The 21,174-nt window shown below is 41.3% G+C and carries 23 protein-coding genes and 1 other annotated feature; of the genes, 21 read left to right on the plus strand and 2 right to left on the minus strand.

Annotated elements, in window-relative coordinates:
* Nucleotides 1-2: 2 nt before the first annotated feature.
* The 9 genes from L7D49_RS16860 (at nucleotide 3) to L7D49_RS16900 (ending at nucleotide 6,373) form a co-directional block, all read left to right on the plus strand.
* Nucleotides 3-422 (plus strand): TIGR03826 family flagellar region protein, encoded by a 420-nt coding sequence (locus L7D49_RS16860; protein ID WP_238083043.1) that lies wholly within the window; start codon nucleotides 3-5, stop codon nucleotides 420-422.
* Nucleotides 423-638: 216 nt separating this feature from the next.
* A complete protein-coding gene (gene flgM / locus L7D49_RS16865) occupies nucleotides 639-902 on the plus strand; it encodes a flagellar biosynthesis anti-sigma factor FlgM (RefSeq protein WP_238083045.1) in 264 nt (87 codons plus the stop codon).
* 24 nt (nucleotides 903-926) lie between these two features.
* On the plus strand, nucleotides 927-1,424 hold the full coding sequence (locus L7D49_RS16870) for a flagellar protein FlgN (RefSeq protein ID WP_238083047.1): 498 nt from the start codon (nucleotides 927-929) through the stop codon (nucleotides 1,422-1,424).
* A 15-nt stretch (nucleotides 1,425-1,439) separates the two neighbouring features.
* Nucleotides 1,440-2,981, plus strand: coding sequence for a flagellar hook-associated protein FlgK (flgK, locus tag L7D49_RS16875; protein ID WP_238083049.1), 1,542 nt, complete (start codon nucleotides 1,440-1,442; stop codon nucleotides 2,979-2,981).
* Between the two features lie 18 nt (nucleotides 2,982-2,999).
* Nucleotides 3,000-3,896 carry a flagellar hook-associated protein FlgL gene (gene flgL / locus L7D49_RS16880; protein WP_238083051.1) on the plus strand — a complete coding sequence of 299 codons (897 nt, stop codon included), beginning with the start codon at nucleotides 3,000-3,002 and terminating at the stop codon, nucleotides 3,894-3,896.
* A 76-nt stretch (nucleotides 3,897-3,972) separates the two neighbouring features.
* The gene (locus L7D49_RS16885; RefSeq protein ID WP_238083054.1) at nucleotides 3,973-4,527 is read left to right on the plus strand and encodes a DUF6470 family protein; all 555 of its coding nucleotides are present in this window, start codon (nucleotides 3,973-3,975) and stop codon (nucleotides 4,525-4,527) included.
* 127 nt (nucleotides 4,528-4,654) lie between these two features.
* Nucleotides 4,655-5,086 carry a flagellar assembly protein FliW gene (gene fliW, locus L7D49_RS16890; RefSeq protein ID WP_238083056.1) on the plus strand — a complete coding sequence of 144 codons (432 nt, stop codon included), beginning with the start codon at nucleotides 4,655-4,657 and terminating at the stop codon, nucleotides 5,084-5,086.
* A gap of 1 nt (nucleotide 5,087) precedes the next feature.
* Nucleotides 5,088-5,309, plus strand: a complete 222-nt coding sequence (gene csrA / locus L7D49_RS16895) for a carbon storage regulator CsrA (protein WP_238083057.1) — start codon at nucleotides 5,088-5,090, stop codon at nucleotides 5,307-5,309.
* Nucleotides 5,310-5,551: 242 nt separating this feature from the next.
* Nucleotides 5,552-6,373 carry a flagellin N-terminal helical domain-containing protein gene (locus tag L7D49_RS16900; RefSeq protein ID WP_238083059.1) on the plus strand — a complete coding sequence of 274 codons (822 nt, stop codon included), beginning with the start codon at nucleotides 5,552-5,554 and terminating at the stop codon, nucleotides 6,371-6,373.
* Nucleotides 6,374-6,414: 41 nt separating this feature from the next.
* Here the strand turns inward: L7D49_RS16900 and L7D49_RS16905 are convergent, their stop codons facing one another.
* Nucleotides 6,415-7,674 carry a motility associated factor glycosyltransferase family protein gene (locus L7D49_RS16905; RefSeq protein ID WP_238083062.1) on the minus strand — a complete coding sequence of 420 codons (1,260 nt, stop codon included), beginning with the start codon at nucleotides 7,672-7,674 and terminating at the stop codon, nucleotides 6,415-6,417.
* Between the two features lie 146 nt (nucleotides 7,675-7,820).
* Between L7D49_RS16905 and L7D49_RS16910 the strand changes: the two genes are divergently transcribed.
* The 12 genes from L7D49_RS16910 to L7D49_RS16970 all read left to right on the plus strand — a co-directional run bounded on the left by L7D49_RS16910 (nucleotide 7,821) and on the right by L7D49_RS16970 (nucleotide 19,898).
* Nucleotides 7,821-8,420 (plus strand): DUF8042 domain-containing protein, encoded by a 600-nt coding sequence (locus L7D49_RS16910; protein ID WP_238083064.1) that lies wholly within the window; start codon nucleotides 7,821-7,823, stop codon nucleotides 8,418-8,420.
* The gene (locus tag L7D49_RS16915; protein WP_238083066.1) at nucleotides 8,407-10,266 is read left to right on the plus strand and encodes a motility associated factor glycosyltransferase family protein; all 1,860 of its coding nucleotides are present in this window, start codon (nucleotides 8,407-8,409) and stop codon (nucleotides 10,264-10,266) included. The genes L7D49_RS16910 and L7D49_RS16915 overlap by 14 nt, the downstream gene beginning before the upstream one ends.
* Nucleotides 10,267-10,279: 13 nt before the next feature.
* Nucleotides 10,280-11,242 carry a UDP-N-acetylglucosamine 4,6-dehydratase (inverting) gene (gene pseB / locus L7D49_RS16920; RefSeq protein WP_238083068.1) on the plus strand — a complete coding sequence of 321 codons (963 nt, stop codon included), beginning with the start codon at nucleotides 10,280-10,282 and terminating at the stop codon, nucleotides 11,240-11,242.
* 22 nt (nucleotides 11,243-11,264) lie between these two features.
* Entirely contained in the window at nucleotides 11,265-11,987 is a 723-nt protein-coding gene (locus tag L7D49_RS16925) for a glycosyltransferase family protein (RefSeq protein WP_336246401.1), read from the plus strand.
* A gap of 14 nt (nucleotides 11,988-12,001) precedes the next feature.
* Nucleotides 12,002-13,078, plus strand: coding sequence for a UDP-2,4-diacetamido-2,4,6-trideoxy-beta-L-altropyranose hydrolase (gene pseG / locus L7D49_RS16930; protein ID WP_238083071.1), 1,077 nt, complete (start codon nucleotides 12,002-12,004; stop codon nucleotides 13,076-13,078).
* Entirely contained in the window at nucleotides 13,068-13,601 is a 534-nt protein-coding gene (gene pseH, locus L7D49_RS16935; protein ID WP_238083073.1) for a UDP-4-amino-4,6-dideoxy-N-acetyl-beta-L-altrosamine N-acetyltransferase, read from the plus strand. Before pseG ends, pseH begins: the two co-directional genes overlap by 11 nt.
* A gap of 15 nt (nucleotides 13,602-13,616) precedes the next feature.
* Nucleotides 13,617-14,675 carry a pseudaminic acid synthase gene (pseI, locus tag L7D49_RS16940; RefSeq protein ID WP_238083075.1) on the plus strand — a complete coding sequence of 353 codons (1,059 nt, stop codon included), beginning with the start codon at nucleotides 13,617-13,619 and terminating at the stop codon, nucleotides 14,673-14,675.
* Nucleotides 14,668-15,813: a UDP-4-amino-4,6-dideoxy-N-acetyl-beta-L-altrosamine transaminase gene (gene pseC / locus L7D49_RS16945; protein WP_238083077.1), complete on the plus strand. Its 1,146-nt coding sequence runs from the start codon at nucleotides 14,668-14,670 to the stop codon at nucleotides 15,811-15,813. The genes pseI and pseC overlap by 8 nt, the downstream gene beginning before the upstream one ends.
* Nucleotides 15,814-16,198: 385 nt before the next feature.
* Nucleotides 16,199-16,397: a binding site (T-box leader), on the plus strand.
* Nucleotides 16,398-16,455: 58 nt separating this feature from the next.
* Nucleotides 16,456-17,892, plus strand: coding sequence for a Na+/H+ antiporter NhaC (nhaC, locus tag L7D49_RS16955; RefSeq protein ID WP_238083081.1), 1,437 nt, complete (start codon nucleotides 16,456-16,458; stop codon nucleotides 17,890-17,892).
* Nucleotides 17,880-18,755, plus strand: a complete 876-nt coding sequence (locus L7D49_RS16960; protein ID WP_238083083.1) for an MBL fold metallo-hydrolase — start codon at nucleotides 17,880-17,882, stop codon at nucleotides 18,753-18,755. Before nhaC ends, L7D49_RS16960 begins: the two co-directional genes overlap by 13 nt.
* Before the next feature lie 288 nt (nucleotides 18,756-19,043).
* Nucleotides 19,044-19,400, plus strand: a complete 357-nt coding sequence (locus L7D49_RS16965) for a hypothetical protein (RefSeq protein WP_238083085.1) — start codon at nucleotides 19,044-19,046, stop codon at nucleotides 19,398-19,400.
* Nucleotides 19,401-19,553: 153 nt separating this feature from the next.
* A complete protein-coding gene (locus L7D49_RS16970; protein ID WP_238083087.1) occupies nucleotides 19,554-19,898 on the plus strand; it encodes a hypothetical protein in 345 nt (114 codons plus the stop codon).
* A 17-nt stretch (nucleotides 19,899-19,915) separates the two neighbouring features.
* Here the strand turns inward: L7D49_RS16970 and L7D49_RS16975 are convergent, their stop codons facing one another.
* Nucleotides 19,916-21,010: a thermonuclease family protein gene (locus tag L7D49_RS16975; RefSeq protein WP_238083089.1), complete on the minus strand. Its 1,095-nt coding sequence runs from the start codon at nucleotides 21,008-21,010 to the stop codon at nucleotides 19,916-19,918.
* Nucleotides 21,011-21,174 lie beyond the last annotated feature (164 nt).

Here is a 21,174-nt window from a genome sequence, read left to right on the forward strand (position 1 = left end):
ACATGGCAGAATTACGAAACTGTCCGGCATGCGGCGAATTTTTCAACTATACAGGCGTCCGAGACGTCTGTGCGAAATGTGCGATGAACGAAGAGAAAATGTACGAAGAAGTATACCGCTTTTTGCGGAAGCGTGAGAACCGTGCGGCGACAATTGAGCGAATTGTAGAAGCGACTGGAGTCACTGAATCGCTATTGCATAAATGGGTTCGCAAAGGCCGGCTGCAGCCAGCACTTTTCCCGAACCTCGGCTATCCATGCGACAATTGCGGTAAACTGACGACGAAAGGGAAGCTTTGCGATACTTGCACAGCTGATTTGAAAAAAGAACTTCGGACATTCGATGCAGCTCAAGAATTCAGAGAGGCAGTACAAAACTCCGACCGCGCAACGTATCTGTCCGATAAACGGAAAAACCGGTAGTCTATATGTGGACAACCGGTTTTTCCAGCCATTAGTGCATTTGAAGGGGGCAATTCCTATAACTACCGGACTGTTCTCCTTTTTCGTACCAAAGACCCTAAACGTTTCCCATTTGCAACCGAAATAAAGTACAAGAGACATAGTACGACCCATCTCGAAGCAAAATAGAGGTACCTATAGGCGAATGGTACACAACTATCGAAAGGAGCGAGGTCCATGAAAATCAATAAATTCAACATCCCGCCCGTCAATCCGTACCGGGCAAATCAGGTGAAAGCCGACCAGGCAAAAGAGCAGGCGACAGCGAAAATGGATAAAATTGAAATTTCTTCAAAGGCGAAGCAACTATCTGAAATCACGCCTTTTGAAGCGAAGCGCAATGAACGCGTTCAGCAGCTGAAAGCCCAGATTGAATCAGGGGAATACAAAGTGGAGCCAGAAAAGCTCGCTGCCGATCTGATCAAGTACTACAAAAAATAAGGTAAACGAAAGCGGTGAAGCAGCATGTCCATCGAAACGATCTTGTCGATTCTAGACAACTTGGAAAAACTTCATAAAAGCTTACTCCGAATTGCGAACGACAAAACCGCACTCATCAAAAGCGGCGACATCATGGGCATTGATCAGCTGCTGAAAGACGAACAGGCGCACATCGCCGCCATCGTCCAAGTCGACCGCGATCGGCAAAAAGCAGTGGCTGCCTACATGGCCGGACAAGGACGTCCCGTGCCACAAAACCCAAGCATCGCAGAGCTGATCGAAGTGGCACCGGAACCAGACCAAACCCGTCTATTGGAGGCGAAGGACCGTCTCCTGCACGCGATTCATGAATTGAAATGGCAAAACGACTTAAACCAGAAACTCACCTATCAATCTCTTCAATTCGTGAATCTGTCGCTGGACATGGTCCGCCCACGTCCCGAATCAGCCACCTACTCAAAAACAGAAATCAACGGCAAAAAAGAGATGAAGGATATTCCATCCTTCGACTCCCAAGCCTAAGGAGGACACACAACCATGCGCTCCACATTCATGGGACTCGAAACAAACAAACGCGGACTCTACACCCAGCAGTCCGCCCTCTATACAACCGGCCACAACATCAGTAACGCCAACACTCTTGGCTACTCTCGTCAGCGCGTTAATATGCAGGCAACTGCGGGCTTCCCGGGAGTCGGACTGAATGCAGGCACGATGCCTGGATTCCTTGGAACGGGTGTTGAAGCTGGTTCAATACAGCGGATCAGGGATTCGTTTGTGGATCAGCAATATCGCCAGGAATCGAATAAGCTGGGGTACTGGGAATCACGTTCGAAGGCGATTGGCCAGATGGAAGACGTGCTTGCCGAACCGTCTGAGTATGGATTGCAGAAGTCGTTGAGTGAATTTTGGGCTTCATTGCAGACACTTGCCGGGAGCCCGGAGAACGGAGGAGCGCGTGCTGTTGCCGTTGAACGAGGTGTAGCTGTTGCGGATTCGTTTAAGTATATGCATAAGTCCCTGACCGAAATCCAAGACAACTTAGGTAAAGAAATTGGCGTATCGACAAAAGATATTAACTCCATCATGCAACAGATTGCCGACTTAAATCGTCAGATTTCAGATGTCGAACCGAATGGCTATATGCCGAATGATTTATATGATGCTCGTGATATGTTGTTAGATGAACTGTCTACATATGTGCCGATTGAAGTGAGTTATGAGAAATCCGGTGGCCGAGCGTTGGCCATTGCGGAAGGTACTGTAACAGTAAGTATTAAGACAAGTGGAACGCCAATCACCGTAATCAAGGGAAAAGAGTATGCGGAAATGAGCATTAACGATGCCGTTGCTGGTAATCCGCAAAGTCCTGAGAAAATGACTGGTTTCATGTTTACTACTAATGGAGATGCAACAGGTGGAAACTTTGATGTTGTAGATATGCAAAAATCAGGTAAGTTGAAATCATTAGTAGATTCATATGGATATAGTACTGACAACGGTGCAACTGTCAAAGGATTATATCCTGACATGCTTGCAAAATTAAATAAGATGGCACAGGAATTTGCAAATGAATTTAATGTACAGCATAAAGCAGGAAAAGACTTAGATGGCAATACAGGGGATAGCTTTTTTGTGTCAGATGATGGTAGTCCAATTAGTGCAGCTAATATCTCCGTAAATCAAGCCATTCAGGATAATCCAAATAAAGTAGCTGCTTCTGATACAGTTCATACAGGAGCAGAAGTAGGGAACGGAAAGAATGCCAAGGCACTTGCGGATGTTCAGTTTAAAAAACTCGCTGGGCTAGGTAATTCCACAGTTCAATCTTTCTATTCTGGAGTAGTTGGCGAACTTGGAGTGGAAGGTCAGCAATCTAACAAAATGGCATTTAATACAACTACACTTCTAGGAGCAGTTGCTAACCGTCGAGACTCCATTAGTTCAGTATCACTTGATGAAGAAATGACGAATATGATTCAATTCCAACAAGCGTATAATGCTTCTGCCCGAATGATTACAGTCATCGATGAAACACTTGATAAAATCATAAATGGCATGGGCGTTGTCGGTAGGTAAGAAAGGGGAACGAGATAAATGCGTGTAACACAATCAATGCTCTCCAATAATATGCTTCGCAATTTAACAACAAGCTATAACAAGATGGGTAAATTGCAAGAGCAGATCAATACAGGTAAAAAAGTGAGCCGCCCATCAGATGATCCAGTTGTCGTTATGAAAGGGCTGGGCTATGGAATGCAAGTTGACAAAGTGGCTCAATTCCAAAAGAACTTGACCGAGGTCAACAACTGGCTAGATAGTTCGGATGACGCGCTGGATGGAGTTGGCTCTGCACTCCACCGGGCGAAAGAATTGGTGACGAATGCTTCCAACACGGGTGCAATGACTCCAGAAGACAGAGACAAGATCAAGATAGAGTTAGAGCAGCTTAGGCAGCAAGTCCAAGATTTAGCGAACACCAAAGTTGGAGATAAGTATATATTTAATGGAACATTAACAGACCAACCTTTATATAATGGCGCGTACCCGCCGCTGAGTACGGACACGAACCCCGCTGGGGCTGTAACAGCTAATGAAAAAAATATCGACATTGAGGTCTTTGATGGAGTAAATCTGCGGGTTAATACAACGGCAGCCAAAACATTTAAAGACATTGATGCTATGTTTGAACGACTAAAAAACATACCAGATGGCGGAGAAGGATTTAGCTCGTCTATTGGAGAAATCGATAACTTAATGAATGACGTCCTCACACAGCGTGCCGATATCGGAGCTCGGTCCAACCGTGCTGAACTGATGCACAACCGTCTCGAAATGCAAGAAGGCGCTGCTAAAAAACAGCGTTCTGAAAACGAAGATATTGATTATGAAAAAGTAATTACGGAAATGATTACACAGGAATCGATTCATCGTGCAGCACTTTCTGTGGGAGCCCGGATTATCCAGCCGTCATTAGTAGATTTTCTAAGATAAATCGTTAGTTCAATAATGCCAGGTGTTAGCAGTAATCTATGCTTGCACCTGGCATGTTTATAAGGAGAAGAGTTCTATGGAATTTCCGCAGCTCCAAATCCAAACAACACGTGGCATCCTTGGTCTTCAAATCGATAAACCTATCCAGGAAATTGAACAGCCGAAAGCAACGCAACAAATTGAGCAGCCTGCCGCCATTCTAGAAATGTCAACAACCCGACCGCAATTATCTGTCGACACAACCGAGAACCGTGCGGATATTGACCTGAAAAGCCCTTTGCGGCGTGGTGATGAAAATGCCCAGTATGGCATGCAGCAGCTAATGGAAGGGATCGCCCGACGTGCGCAGGAAGGTCAGCAACTGATGCGGATTGAAGATGGCGGCAATGCACTGGTCAACTTGATCAAACAGGACACCAACCGCCCGCTTGCGCCGCTCGGCATACGCTTTGTAGGCGACCGACTGAAAGTTCATACCTCCTTTACACAGGGGACATTAAATATCAATGCATCAACGCAGAAACCAATCATCGATGTGCAAATAAATAAACCGATTCACAATTATACGCAAGGCAAAGTGACAGGTGTTATGGAACAATACCCATCAATTGAAATTGATTGGAAAGTGTAAGAATACAAAACGACAACTTGCTGAACCTGAAAAAAATGAACGTATTATGCGTTCTTTTTTTATGCATTGCTTGTCTTAGATGCTATGCTAGCAGTAGAAAACTAGTCTTTGTAAAAGGAGCGATTCCATGCAAATCCAAACGAAATTTCACGGATCTATCGAAATTCAAACTGACCAACTCTGGGCGTTTCCTAAGGGTATTCCAGGGTTTGAAGATGAAAAGCAATTCGTCCTTCTGCCAATTGAGGGGAACGAAGTCTTTCAAGTATTACAATCGACCGAAACACCAACTACCGCCTTCATCGTTGCAAATCCATATACATGGGCTGACGAATATACATTCGATATTGACGATCCGACTGTCGAACTGCTTAAAATAAAATCGGAAGAAGATATCTTTGTTCTTGGCATTCTTTCTTTAAAACAACCTTTTGAAAATTCAACGATCAACTTGCAAGCACCTCTCATTTTCCAAGCGAAGAGCCGTAAAGCGAAGCAAATGATCCTGAACGATAATCGCTTCGACATACGTCACGTTATCGGCAAAGGAGGCAACTGACATGCTCGTCCTCTCCCGCAAGGTAAATGACACCATTATTATTGGAGACACAATCGAACTCAAAATTATAGAAGTTAAAGGTGATACTGTTCGCATTGGCATTGAAGCTCCAAAGGATATTGACATTTTACGAGGCGAACTTGTCAATAACGTTTCAGAAACGAACACAGAATCGATCATTATTGATACAGATTTGTTTTCGCAGTTAGTGAAGAAAGATTAAACATTAAAGGTTGCTTTCAGAAGAAATGAACTTATACTAAGAAGTTCTTAATCTGTTAATATTTCAGTCTTGCATTTTGTGCTATAAGACTTGAAAAATGTTTAAGTAAAACACTAAACACTTTCAACCGACATCCGATATAAGAAATGTAAGCGGGAGAGAGAGGCCGGCCGGCTCGATCGAACGCTGAATATTGGGGTCACAAGGACGTGAACCCACATACACTCAAGGAGGAATTTACAATGAGAATCAATCACAACATCGCGGCTCTTAACACACACCGCCAACTAGGTGCTAACAACACACAAGCATCTAAAAACCTAGAAAAACTATCTTCTGGTCTTAAAATCAACCGTGCAGGAGACGACGCTGCTGGTCTAGCAATTTCTGAAAAAATGCGTGGACAAATTCGTGGCTTGGATATGGCTTCCAAGAACGCTCAAGATGGTATCTCTTTGATCCAAACTGCTGAGGGTGCTTTGAACGAAACACACTCCATCCTTCAACGTATGCGTGAATTAGCGGTTCAGTCTGCGAACGATACAAACACAACTAGTGACCGTAAAGAGCTTCAAAAAGAAGTTAAGCAGCTTACTGAAGAAATTGATCGTATTGCAAAAACTACTCAATTTAATACAAAAACTCTAATGAGTGGCGCATTCTCTGGAGCGACTAAACTTACTTTCCATGTTGGTGCGAATGCAGGACAAAAAGTCGAATTGAATATTTCAAGAATGACTACTAGTGGATTAAAAGTAAGTGGTATTTCTATTAGTGGACAAGCAAGTGCTGACGCAGCAATTACTACAATTCAAACAGCTATTGATACAGTTTCTGCTGAACGTTCAAAACTAGGTGCAATGCAAAATCGTTTGGAACATACAATTAACAACCTTGGAACTTCTTCTGAGAACTTGACTGCAGCTGAATCCCGTATTAGAGATGTCGATATGGCAAAGGAAATGATGGAGTTCACGAAGAACAACATCTTAACTCAAGCTGCACAAGCAATGTTGGCACAAGCTAACCAACAACCACAAGGCGTTCTTCAATTATTGCGTTAATCATTTTAAAAAACACGATCCCGACTTTAGGATCGTGTTTTTTAGTTATTATTCATCTTGATATATTCATCTAACGGTATATTGCTCCAACCCTTTATATTAGCCCCTCCTTCAGTACAGTTATACATCGATAAATTTGTATTATCCATTACATACTTTTCAAACCACTTTCGATAAATGGAAAGATTTTCAGAAGTATAAACCATACCATCTTTATAATAATTTTCAACTTGCAATTGATTAGGAGTCATCTTAACTGTCGTCTTTAAATGTGAGTTTTCCGCGTGGCTCATACCGTTTGTATATGCCAAGTCTTGGCCTATAACAGCAACCGCTTTTGCTCCCATCCAATTCATCGTATCGAGTAAAGCTGTGGCTACTGATCCCCCTGTTTGAATTAATGGTGAGTTTATTTTCTTTGCGACTGCTTCAGCTTCAGGATATCCTTCCTGATACACAATGTATCTTTCTCCATTGTGTAATTGAATTGTTTTATGGCATGCTGTGCTCAAGTAAAGAAACTTTGCTTCAGGTATTGATACATCGGATAATTGTGTGAGAGTTGCCTCTTTTGGATCAGTAACCATAAAAAAGTCAGGTGTGATGCCAGCTGCTAATAAAGGTTTAACAGCTGTACCGACAGCGCCGATAATGAACTTATTTTTAAAACGAATAGAATGAAGTAATGGTAATTGTTTATTTAATGAGGGACCAGCTGCTACCATAATCATTGCTTTTCCATTGTATACGTTACGTAATTCCTGTAAATTTGGATCTTTCAAGGCTAAGTTCTTTGCAAAATTATCCTCTAATAAGTCTAGTTGATGAAGAACTGTGCGCTGATGAAATTGAAGGTCTTTTATTAATTGAAGTAACGAAGAGTATTCTGGCGGGAAGATATCTAATCCGCTTTTATGAATCCCTATATTGGTAGAGCTAATCGCCGTAAATAAATCTTTTTGCTTCTCTTTTGATAGTCTACCAAAAGATTCAATTTCAATATTCTTAAGACTTGCTAGATTAAGATTACTATTTTTGAACCAGATATAATAACTATCGTTAAATTCGATTGCAATAATCTTCTGATTTGGATAAGATTCTGCTAGTTTTTGAATATGATAACCGGCTCCTATTCCGATTACTAAAATAGGTTGTTCTTTCTTTAATACTCGATTCAAACTTTTAACCCAAGAATCTGCCTCATTCAATGGATCATATTTACTGTGAAATGTGATTAACTTTCCATTTTTGCTGACCTGTACGGTTGGTACTGTTTTAGTATTTACTATAGAGATTTTCACCAGTTTGTGACTCCCTTCATCCTTTCCTTCCTTTAGTAATTATACAATATTGTTAAATGTAATCCCACTTAACTTCGTATAATTCTAGCCGATATAATTAATATATCTATGTTATAATCTACAAAGAATTTACGGGGGTGCGCTCCATGGATTTAATCTTTCAACAACAAACTACTACACTTAATACCCCAACTTCTGATGAAGTGATCAAGCAAATTAATAATATCCTTAAAAAGGATTACTTTTTTAGTCATTTCATTGCGAATGGTATTGAGATTTATGAAAAACATGAAGAGTATTTAGACAATCATATCAACGAAATAAAACAATTAGTCATCATTGCGAAGACTGTCAAAGAATTTGTTAATGATATTTTGCTCGCTGCTGAGGAATATTTAGAGCGTGCCATGCCTGAATTAACACCCTTATCAGAAGCCTTTTATGATAATCCTACTTCGGAAGCTTGGTCTAAATTGGACCAATTACTCGCAGGTATTCAGTGGATTAATGAAATGCTAATGTCAATTGGAACCTCTGGAGAGCTACCATGTAATTGGACTGGATATTTATCCGTTTCTAAAAAAATAGATTTAGAAATAGAAAATTTAGCAGTATCTATGGAGAATGAAGACCATGTGTTAGTTGGTGACATTATCCTCTATGAGTTGTTTCCAGTCTTTGAACAGTTGGATAAAGAAATTAAACATACGATGGATAATGAGGGAAGACGTCATGATCTTAGTTGATAATCGTAAAGCTTTACGTATAAAATATAGAGAATTGCTAGAACAACTTTCAAAGTGGGACCATCTGCAAAAAAATTCAGTAGAGATTGAGACAGCTAAAACGGGAGTACCAACTATAAAAGTAAATATAGAAGGCAAACAACAATATTTAGTAAGTAAGTATGATCCGGTGAGAGAAGCAGAACGTTTGGCCGCAAAGTATACCCAGAAAGACATAAAACATGTTCTGTTTGTTGGTATGGGAATGGGATATTATTTAAAAAGTTTTTTAGAGAAACATCCGGAAGCAAAATACTCAATCTATGAACCTAGTGAAGAAATCCTACATGCTTATTTATCAACATTTAGGCTTGAAGACTTGCCATTGAAAAATTTGCAAAGGCTTTTTACAGGGATCAATCCTGATGTAATAGAGTTTGAAGTCCAATCATTATTAGATGCAACACACAATAGTCTGGAAGTTATTTTCTTGCCGATATATGAAAAGATTTATGGGGAACAGATAAAGGGAATTTTGGAAAAGGCACTTGGCGTAATTGAAGAAAAACATATTAACCTTGTTGCTAATGTAGCTTTCCAGAAACGGTGGACGATTAACTCTGTTAGAAATTTACCTGTAATGCTAAAGACTCCGAACATTCTACATAATATTGATAGAAGTGCATTTAAAGGGAAACCGGTTATTATCGTCTCAGCCGGTCCGTCATTGAATGAGGAATTTGAGAATTTACGGTATATTAAGGAGCATGGTCTTGCTTATATCTTCACTGTAGGTTCGGCAATCAATGCTTTGATAGAACACGGAATCTATCCAGATGCAGCTTGCACATATGATCCACAGGAACATAATTATCGTGTTATTCAACGAATTAAAGATGATAACATTACAGACATCCCATTAATATTTGGAAGTAGTGTCGGTTTTGAAACAGTAGAAGGGTATCCCGGTGATTTGTTACATATGATCATCAGCCAGGACACCGTTTCTCCTTTTTTACTAACGAACACTGATCAATCTTCACTTTGTGTAATCAATGATGCACCATCAATTGCCATAGTCACATTTCAGTTGCTCGTAAAATTAAAAGTGAGCGATATTATACTTGTCGGACAAAACTTGGCTTATATTAAGAATAAACACTATGCAAACGGAATTGATTATGGCACAGGTAGTCAAACCATTAGCGACACTCAATTGTTATCGTCTATATGTGTAAAAGATGTATACGGAAATGTCGTAAGAACCACTGAAGGATTTAATTTGATGAGACAGCAGCTAGAAATGTATATTGCAACGAATCCGCAACTAAAAGTATGGAATACCACTAAGGGCGGAGCAGCTATTGATGGAGCGGAATTTAAAATGCTCACCAAGATAATCGCTGAGCAACTGACAAAGAAAGTTGTAAAAGAAGGATGGACAAAAGGGCAAAGTGGCTATAATCATGTCCATCTTAAATTGCAACTTGAGCAGTTGAAAAGCGAATCTATTATACTTGAAGTAGTGCTGAAGAAGGCACTGGATACAATAGAAGCTATACAAAAAGCTGTTAATGCAAATCGCATAAAAAATTTAGAAAAACATTACAACACTTTAGACGATAAAATTGGAAATATGAAAAAGAACTCATTTTATCAGAGACTTTTAGAACCAATGATTAGAGTTCAACAAGAATTACTTTCACAAAATATTAAAGGATTGAAATACGAGACTAATACAATGAAAAAAGCCGAGTGTATTATAAATGAATTCGGTAATTTTCTAGAAAGTGCAATTCAAAACTATTATGAAGTAAAAGATTTATTTAATGAAGTGGGAAATGAACTGATTCTATCTTTAGAGTGAAAGAAGTGGTTATATGTTTAGCGGAAAAACAGTACTTGTAACAGGAGGGACAGGTTCCTTCGGCAAAAAGTTTATCAAAAAAGTTTTAGAGGAAGGCGTTAAGAAAGTTATCGTCTTTAGCCGAGACGAATTGAAACAATATGAAATGAAACAAGAGTTTAGTGACAGCAGAGTTCGATTTTTTATTGGTGATGTGCGTGACAAGGAGCGTTTATATCGTGCCTTCGATGGAGTAGACATTGTCATCCATGCAGCCGCAATGAAACATGTAGACGCATGTGAATATAATCCGTTTGAAGCTGTAAAAACGAATATCCACGGGGCACAGAATGTTATAGAGGCGGCTATTGACAAAGATGTAGAAAAAGTGATTGCTCTCAGCACCGATAAGGCTGCCAGTCCAGTTAATCTATATGGTGCAACAAAACTGGCTTCCGACAAACTTTTTGTTGCAGCTAATGCATATGTGGGAACAAAGCATACAAAATTCTCAGTAGTTCGCTATGGTAACGTGGTGGGAAGCCGAGGAAGCGTGGTGCCTTTCTTTCAAAAAATCAAGGGAACTGGAAAAGTTCCTATTACCGATCCGCGTATGACACGTTTTTGGATTACGCTTGATCAAGGTGTTCAGTTTGTATTAGATAATCTACAAAGAATGCAAGGCGGAGAAATTTTTGTGCCTAAAATACCGAGTATGAAAGTAACTGATCTTGCAAAAGCGATTGCTCCAAATTGTGATATCGAAATTATTGGTATACGACCTGGCGAAAAATTGCATGAGGCAATGATTATGGAAGATGATGCAAGGCATACAGTCGAGTTTGATTCTTATTATGTGATCCAACCGGAGTTTCCTTGGTGGACAGATGTAAAACATAAGGGTAAACCATTAGCCGATGGCTTCAAATATACGAGTGATATGAATACCGAATGGTTAACAGTTGAGGAACTAGAGAAATTAGCAAATGTACTTTGAGAAGGTGGACCAATTGAATATTGTGGCTATTATTCAGGCGAGGATGACTTCAACTAGACTTCCTGGAAAAGTAATGAGAGCGGTAATGGGTAAACCTTTATTGGAATATCAACTTGAACAGGTATCGCAGAGTCGGTTTATTGATCAAATTGTTGTTGCTACCACTAGAAATAGTATTGACGATATAATAGTGGAGCAATGTAACAAACTTAATATTCCTACTTACAGAGGTTCAGAAGACGATGTGCTTGCCAGGTATTTTGAAGCAGCAGAGCGTTATAAAGCAGATATTGTTGTCCGTTTAACTTCAGATTGCCCGTTAATCGATCCGGAAATTATAGATCAAGTAATAAGTGAGTATGTCAGAGTAAAAGGTAAAGTTGATTATATTTCTAATACTCTGAAAAGAACATTTCCTAGAGGTATGGATACAGAAGTCTTTACATTTAAAGCGCTAAAAACTGCGAATGAAAAAGCAATTTTAACTAGAGATAGGGAGCATGTCTCTTCGTATTTATATAGTCACCCTGATAAATTTAGATTAGCGGGAATCGAATCTACTGAGGATTATTCAAAATATCGATTAACTGTGGACACTATTGAAGATTTTAATCTCATTCAACTTATTTTAGAAGAGATAAAAACTTACAAGGAATATTTTTGTTTAAGAGACATATTGGAGTTATTCAAAAAACACGAAGATTGGTTTGATATAAATTCCTACATTGAACAAAAGGAATTATAGGATGTGATTCAACGATGAATATTGTGATAAGAGCTGATGCATCTATCGAGATAGGAACTGGGCATATCATGCGTTGTCTTACACTTGCCAAGCAACTTAAACGTCACGGGACCGAAGTGACGTTTATTTGCCGTGAATTAGAAGGTAATATGATTGACTTTTTAAAAAAGGAAACTATTAAAGTAGTTTCACTTCCTAATGTATCTAAAAAAAATGATAATTATAGTTGGATGATAAATAACTGGGAAGTTGATGCTAAGCAAACTCGAGAGGCCCTAAAAGGTAAGCCAATTGACCTTTTAATAGTAGATCATTACGCATTTGATAAGAAATGGGAAGAGAAAACTAGAGATATTTCAAAGAAAATAATGGTAATTGATGACCTTGCAGATCGGTCGCATGATTGCGACTTATTGCTAGATCAAAATTATTACATAAATAAGGAAAAACGCTATAAAAACTTAATTCCAGATCAGGCAATAACATTGTTGGGTCCAAATTATGCATTATTGCGAGATGAATTTATTGAGGCAGCAAAGAGTGCGAAAGTTCGCTCAGGAAAAGTAAATAGAATTTTGGTTTTTTTTGGAGGTTCTGATCCAACTAGGGAAACTATTAAAACACTTTTAGCTATTCAAGAATTCAATGATAAAAATTTAGAGATTGATGTAGTTGTCGGAGCTTCTAATCCCTTTAAGAAAATTATAGAGAATTTATGCAATCAAATACCTAAGGCAACTTATTACTGTCAAATTAATAGTATCGCAGAATTGATGAATAATGCCGACTTGTCAATTGGAGCAGGCGGAACGACATTATGGGAAAGAGCATATCTGGGATTGCCTTCCATTGTTATTGCTGTAGCAGAAAATCAATATAATGTATCGAGAGATTTAAGTAAACTGGGTGCTATTAAGTTTCTAGGAAAAAGCAAGTATACAAATATTGACTCTATACGAAGGACAATAAAGAATGTCCTTGAAAATCCAGAGTATGTTAAAAAGCTAAGCATTAATAGTAGATGTTTAGTGGATGATTATGTAAATCGCAAAGTGGTCTTAGCCATAGAGGAGCTTTTATATGCAAATTAATCATATGACACTTCGAGATATTAAAGAAGAAGATTTAAAGATGATTTTATCATGGCGGAATTCAAAGATTATAAGAGAATCTATGATAAATAATGAAATTATTTCTTTGCAAGAGCATTATAATTGGTTTAATAAAATAAAAAACAATCCCACTGCCATAACTAAATTATTTGTACTAGATGAACTTCCTGTGGGAATCTTAAATATAAATGATTATGATAAGAAAAGTAACACATGTGATTGGGGATTTTATTTGAGTCCAGAACACCATCGAAAAGGTTTAGGCAAGTATTTAGGTTATAAGGGGCTAAATTATATTTTCGAAGAAATGAATATCCGGAAGTTATCAGCGGAAGTCTTGGGCACAAATGTTAAAAGTCTATATTTTCACGAAAAATGGGGTTTTACTAGCGAAGGGATAAAAAAAGAGCAAGTATTGAGAGATATTTACGCAGAAGATCTGTACTTGTTTGGTTATTTTAAAGAAGAATGGGAAATAAATTCCAAGAGATTTTTTAAGTGAGCGGGAGGAACGTTAATGCCATCTATTAAAATAGGAAAAAAAACTATTGGTTTGCAAGAAAAACCATTTATTATTGCTGAAATGTCCGGCAACCATAACCAATCGCTTGAACGGGCACTTAAAATTGTAGAAGCTGCCGCAAATGCAGGTGCAGATGCTTTGAAGATACAAACTTATACGGCGGACACCATGACATTAAATATAGAAAACCCTGATTTTCAAATAGATGATCCCGAAAGTCTGTGGCAAGGGAATAATCTATATCAGCTGTATCAGCAGGCATATACACCATGGGAATGGCACAAGCCTATATTTGATTATGCAAAGGAACTAGGAATGATTCCTTTTAGTACTCCATTTGATGAAACAGCAGTTGACTTCCTGGAAGAGTTAGAAGTTCCAGTGTATAAGATTGCTTCTTTTGAGAACAATGATATTCCATTAATCAGGAAGGTGGCTTCTACAGGCAAGCCTATGATTATTTCTACTGGGATGGCAACCGTTGCAGAGTTGGATGAAGCGGTTCGGACAGCTCGTGAAGCAGGATGTAAAGATATCATTTTACTAAAATGTACAAGCACTTATCCGGCTACGCCTGAAAATACTAATATACTTACAATTCCTCATATGAAAGAATTATTTGGCGTCCAGGTAGGCTTGTCAGATCATACAATGGGCACTGGGGTCTCTATTGCAAGTGTTGCTTTAGGAGCGACAGTAATTGAAAAGCATTTTACATTGTCACGTGAAGAGGGCGGGGTAGATTCTTCTTTTTCAATGGAGCCGGATGAAATGAAAGATTTAGTGGTCGAAACGGAAAGAGCCTGGCAGGCAATGGGCAATGTTTCTTATGGCCCAACAAATGCTGAAAAAGCTTCCTTAAAATTTAGACGTTCCATATACGTAACAAATGATATAAAAAAGGGAGAGCATTTTACTATGGAAAATATCCGCGTAATACGGCCGGGTTACGGACTGAAACCGAAATACTTCGAGAAAATTCTCAAGCTTAAAGCAACTCGTGATTTACAAAAAGGAGATCCACTAAGCTGGGAGATGCTTAGTGATGAATAAACGAAATGATTTTTTGGCATATGGCAGGCAATCTATTGATGAAGTTGATATGAAAGCAGTATATGACACTTTACGCTCGGACTTCTTAACACAAGGACCCAAAGTAGAGGAATTTGAAAACGCCATTGCGAATTATGTAGGAGCAAATTATGCAGTGGCATTTTCAAACGGCACAGCAGCGTTGCATGGCGCTTGTTTTGCTGCAGGAATCAGCAAAGGGGATGAAGTAATTACCACTCCCATCACCTTTGCGGCAACTTCTAACGCTGTGCTTTATTGTGGAGGAACTCCGGTATTTGCAGATATCGATCCGGTTACTTACAATATCGACCCGAGAAAAATTGATCAGGTAATTAGTTCTAAAACCAAGGCTATCATTCCAGTTGACTTTACTGGACAGCCGGTAGACTTGGATGAAATCTTGTCAATTGCGAAGCGACACAATCTAATAGTGATTGAAGATGGAGCCCATTCGCTAGGTGCCGAATATAAGGGCAGAAGAGTGGGTTCACAAGCTCATATGACGATGTTTAGCTTTCATCCTGTAAAACCGATCACGACAGGAGAGGGTGGAATCATCACAACAAACTCTAAAGAATTCCATGAGAAACTTAAGCTGTTCAGGAGCCATGGGATCTCTAAAACTCCTTATTCAATAGAGCAAGGCGACTGGTATTATGAGATGACCGATCTTGGATTTAATTATCGGATGAATGACATACAGGCTGCGTTAGGCCTTTCGCAGTTAGATAAATTGGACGGTTTTCTTGAAAGACGGCGTGAGCTTGCTACGTTGTATGGTGAATTGTTGTGTGATGTAGACGGGATTCGTCTGCCATGGCAGTTGGAAGGAACCGTTTCTGGATGGCATCTGTATATGATTCAATTGAACGAGAAAATTGTTCGGAAGTCAAGGCGGGACATTTTTGATGAGATGCGGGCGATGAATATAGGAGTGCATGTCCATTATATTCCGGTTTATTGGCATCCTGTCTATCAAGAAAGGGGATACCAGAGGGGACTCTGTAATTTTGCGGAGAGATGGTACGAGCATGCGTTGACTTTGCCTTTATTTCCTCAAATGACTGATGAAGATGTGGGCTATGTAGTGGAGACACTTAAACAGGCGATCGATTAATACACTTGTTAAAACAACGAAAACATAGATGCCAACACAACGACTAACAGATTGTAAGTGACCGAAACGAGGACATATAGATTCAACTGCAATTATTTCAAGAAAATGATATTAATATCGTGGTTTATTTAGGAAATGGGGTGCATGGAATGAAATTTCCTTGCCCCTCAGCTTGTCGCTTCATCGGGAGCGTGAATTGAAATAAGGACAACACTTGTAATTTCTTTCGCTTTTTCGGTCGCTCCCTTTACGGGGATTATGTATTGAACTTCAATACACATTACGGACTTCACTTCCAGACAGATCAATGTGGCTCTCAGTAAAAGCCTCACGGTTTAAATTGAAATATAAATTGACAAATAAGACTTGCCGCTCTATTATTAGAAAAAATGTGATGAGCTGTCCGAAGTAGCCGTGCATTCCTTGAAATCAGAGACTTGGTGGGTGGTGCGAACCAAGCGGGGCGTATGGGTGAATTACAGGCAGGGAGCAGACTGTGTGTCCGGCAGCCAGCCGTTATCTGGATTGAGTGAGCAGATGAATTCTGCTAATTTGGGTGGTACCGCGGAGCTTCCGTCCCTTTCTTATGAGAGGGATGGGGGCTTTTTTATTTATTTCAACTAGATTAGAGGAGATGAGGATATGAAGAAGGAGATGCCTGTGTGGCTAACGGCATTGCCAGTTGTCGTGCTGGTGGGTGCGGCGTCATTGTCCGTATTCGTATGGAAAGCAGGAATGCTGATGCCGCTCGTGATTGGTGTATTGGCGGCGGCTCTGGTAGCAACCATGGCAGGGTTTAAATGGATAGATGTGCAGGAGATGATGGTGCGCGGAGTGGGGCGGACGCTGCCTGCGGTGTTTATTCTCCTTTTAATCGGGCTGATTGTCGGTTCATGGATGGCAAGTGGGGTCATACCTGCAATTATTTATTATGGCTTGTCGCTGATCCATCCGTCCGTGTTCGTGCCGATTGTAGCCCTTGTGACAGGCATTGTGTCGATTACGCTTGGAAGTTCGTTCACATCAATCGCAACGGTCGGCCTTGCATTTATGGCGATCGGCGACGGACTCGGGTTTCCGGCGGGACTTGTTGGCGGGGCAGTGATTTCCGGTGCGTATTTCGGAGATAAGCTTTCACCGCTTTCCGATACAACGAATATTGCGCCGGCAATCGCGGAGACCGATCTGTTCTCGCATATTCGTCACATGTTATGGGATACGTTGCCGGCGTTCGGGCTGTCGATTGTACTATATGCCATTGTTGGGCGGTCGTTCGCAAGTGCAGGAACGGCAGATGCTGAGTCAATTCGATTGATCCAGGCGGGCCTGGCTGATCAATTTGTCATTCATCCTCTACTTTTACTGTTGCCTGTACTGACGATCGTTCTTATGGTGAAACGGGTACCCGCAGTTCCGGCGCTTGCCGGCGTCGGTCTGTTTGCGGCGGTTGTGGCGGTTTTTGTCCAAGGCATGCCGGTGAGTGCAGTGATCCAGGCAATGACGAGCGGCTTCACCGCTGAGACAGGTGTTCCGGCGGTCGACTCGCTTTTGAACCGAGGCGGTATGACATCGATGCTGAACACGGTCGCACTGCTTGTAATTGCGACAGCGCTCGGTGGAATTCTCGAAGAATCAGGTTCATTCGAAGTGCTTACACGCAAAATGATGGCAAGTGTCAGGTCGGCAGGAAGTCTAATCGCCTCGACTATTTTTTCAACATTTGTTGTTGCGCTCGCGAGCGGCGCGCAATTTCTTGCAATTGTTCTCCCATCTCGGACGTTCGTTCCGAAGTATAAAGAGATGGGTGTTGATACAGTCAATCTATCGCGCTGCGTGGAAGCGGCCGGTACGGTCGGCATCAACCTAGTGCCGTGGAGTGTGCCCGCTGTATTTGCGGCCGGCATGTTCGGCATTAGTCCAGGGCAATTCATTCCTTATGCGTTTTTTGTATTTCTTGTGCCGCTAGTGAACCTCGTATTCGGTTTCACCGGGTTCACGATTAAGAAGAAGATTTACAGCACAGAACCGGCAATGATTCAACCAGAAGAGAAAGAGGAGGTACCGGCATGGGCAAAGTGATACTTCAAGTGCTTGGCACTGCGCAGGATGCGGGTGTGCCGCAGCCGAATTGTTATTGCAAGAACTGCACGCGGGCGATGGAGTATCCAGCGTGGAAGCGGAGAGCGGCATCGCTTGCAGTCATTCTTCCCGAGAAACGCCAATGGCATTTGATCGACGCCTCGCCCGATTTCAAGGAGCAGCTCATCCTATTGCAGCGCAAGTTCGGGCTGGAAGGCCACGTGATGGACAGCATTCTGCTGACCCATGCCCATATTGGCCACTATCCGGGACTGATGTATCTTGGCAAGGAGGCGATGAGCACGTCGGACGTATCTGTCTACGCCGGTACGATGATGAAGCGGATGCTAGAGACGCATGCCCCGTGGCGGCAACTGACGGATCTTGGCAACATCCGGCTACGAGAGATCGAGGACGGGAAACCGGTTCATCTGGCAGAAGATGTCACAGTGACACCTATCGACGTTCCGCACCGTAATGAATTTTCCGAGACGTTCGGATTCTGGATACAGGGACCGAAGAAAAGGGTTTTATACATACCGGATATCGACAGCTGGAACGAATGGGGGCAAGATGTAGCAGACGCGTGCCAGAAAGCGGATATCTGCCTGCTTGATGCGACGTTTTTCAGCCCCGATGATCTCGCGGACAGCGGAAGGATCGACCGAGATCTGAGGGATATTCCACACCCGTTCATTATCGACTCAATTGCGCGGCTGAAGGAGATCGCTAGGGAGACGATTATTTACTTCACGCATTTCAACCATAGCAATCCTGTCCTCGATCCAGGTAGCGAGGCAAGACGTGTCGTGGAAGCGAACGGGTTCCATGTGGCAGAAGAGGGGATGGAGCTGGACATTTGAAATGCTAGTAGATTTAAGAGTGATCTCGGAGTATGTATTCGAGGAGAGATGTCCGTCCTTCTATTAAATATTGAAGGGGGGACATCTTTTTTATGCACCAAGTTTTACCTCGCGAACCTTAAAGACATCATTTATATAAAACAGACTTTATCGTTTTTATTAAGAGTATATATACGGCTATTTCTATGTTAGAATGAGTCAAAATAGAGTGAAATGTGTCGACCCGTATTCAACGTAACTGATGACCTTCATATAAAACAAAAAAATATTAGCAGAGGAGGGATGGAAATGAGTCAATCGATCGGTCAAGAAACCATTTTACAAGCTATTTTTGAATTATCTGCTCAAGTAAAGGAAAACAAGGATGAGTTAAAATCGGATATTGCTGAAATAAAGTCAGATATCGCTGAAATTAAAGCTGATATTGTAACTTTGAAATCAGACGTTCAGACATTGAAAGTAGACGTTCAAATATTGAAATCGGATGTTGGAACGCTACAAGCAGACGTAGCTACATTAAAGGAAGATGTGGATAGCATCAAGGGTTGGATGGTAAAAGCGGATGAGAGACTTGAAATGATTGATGCGAAGATGGATGTGTTCACGAAAGGCCTTCTTGATACGCAGGCGGAAGTCGTCAGCTGAAAAAAGTACAATGATGCAGAGACTACTTTCTAATGCCTTTCAACTAAGTTAAAATACATGCGATAAATAAGATATGAGCCGCTTATCCAAGAAGGATGTCTTGGATAAGCGGTTTTTTGTGTATGTGGATTTTCCATAAGGACTAACACTTGTTTGATCAAGCTGCTTGTTACAGTAGCTGATGGTTTGCTAATTAATCTGATTGCTATTATGCTCACTAGCCTATCGGGATGTATTCGAGCGCTCAACCGAATATCCGAGTGGTTCGCGGACGTATACGAGCGTTCATCCGGATATACGAGTGGTTTGCTGGCGTATACGAGCGTTCAAATGAATATACGAGCGGTTCGCGGGTGGAATCGAGCGGTTCCCGGAATATACGAGTGGTTTGCGGACGTATACGAGCGGTTCGCAGACGTATTCGAGCTCTTAACCGACGAGAGGTTAGCAGACATAATCGAGCACATCTCCCGAAATTCCATGGCTATCAAACAATGAAAAACTGCCCATCCTACTCACCTCTCACAAGCAAACCCATCCTTATCCCGGTCCATCTTCGCCTGATAAGCTGGATGTCCTTGAGGCACACCAGCCGAGTATTTCTTACGAAGCTCAGTACAGTTTTGGAACCATTCGCTTCCGCCTGTGCTGCCCGTGCTTGGTGTGGCGGCTGGTTTGCTCGTTGTTGTAGATGGTGCTGCTGGTTTCTTGGTTTGTGTATTGCTTGGTTTATTTGTGGCGACTGCGTCGCTGTTGAATCCGGAGTCGGTCGCGTAGTTTTCAACGGACCAGATGCCGAGCCCTTTTTTCTTGGCTGCTGCTTGTGCTTCTTCGAAAGGCGTAAGGTAGCGGGTGTTTGGCGGGTAGACGTACGCTACACGTGCTAAGCCTTCTGCAAGCAATGTTTTCTGGACGCTTTTTCCGTCTACGTATACGTAGGCGAGCAGTCGGTCGTATTTGTCGTATCGTTCACCGATATCGAATTCGATTGTGAGCTTGCCGCTATTGACTAATTGCCGGTTGCGTTCTTTCGCTTCTTCGCCGAATGGCTGCTTGCCTAGACGCGGGTGATTTGTTTCCGGCGTATCAATTAAAAGATAGCGGATATTGATTTCCTCGCCGTTATATCGCACCTTAATCGTGTCTCCATCCACTGTCTTCAGGAGAGTGACGGGAATTTGATTTGTTGTCCCTGCGGTATCCGTCTTTTTTACAGGTCCTGGTTTGCTGGTGGCAGCAGGTTTCTTTTCGGTCGCACTTCCTCCGGCAACGGGGACTTTCTTGTCGCTTTCCGGCTTTGTTTCTTCCGTCGGTTTTTCGGAAGTAACCGGATCTGGAGCAGTCTCCTTCAGTGATTTCTTTTCGACTTGTGGCGTCCCCGATTTTTCTGCCGATTCGTCATCGAATGAACCGACACATCCTGTTAAAGCAACCACTACTCCTATAATTATTATAGCCGGCGCTGTTTTTGTTTTCAGCCCGGCCTCTTTTTGCTTCTTTATGAGGGCGAATCCCCAAATGGCAATTGCTGCACCGAGAAAGAATGCGGGGAATTTAATTAACAAGCCAATGAACAAGAGTACTGCTAAAACTGTTAAACAACCTTTCAAAATTCCATCCTCCAATAAAGAAATTGATAGATTTACAAAGTCTTTTCATAAATCCGTCTATCATTATAGCAAGAAAACATATTAGAATGAGACAAGAGATAGAAAAATCTCTCTGGTATTTTCAGGGAAGCTACTTTATTCATTCGCTCGCTAAAATAATTCGT

Origin of the sequence: Sporosarcina cyprini (genome assembly GCF_022048975.1) — a bacterium.
GTDB classification, from domain to species: Bacteria; Bacillota; Bacilli; order Bacillales_A; family Planococcaceae; genus Sporosarcina; species Sporosarcina cyprini.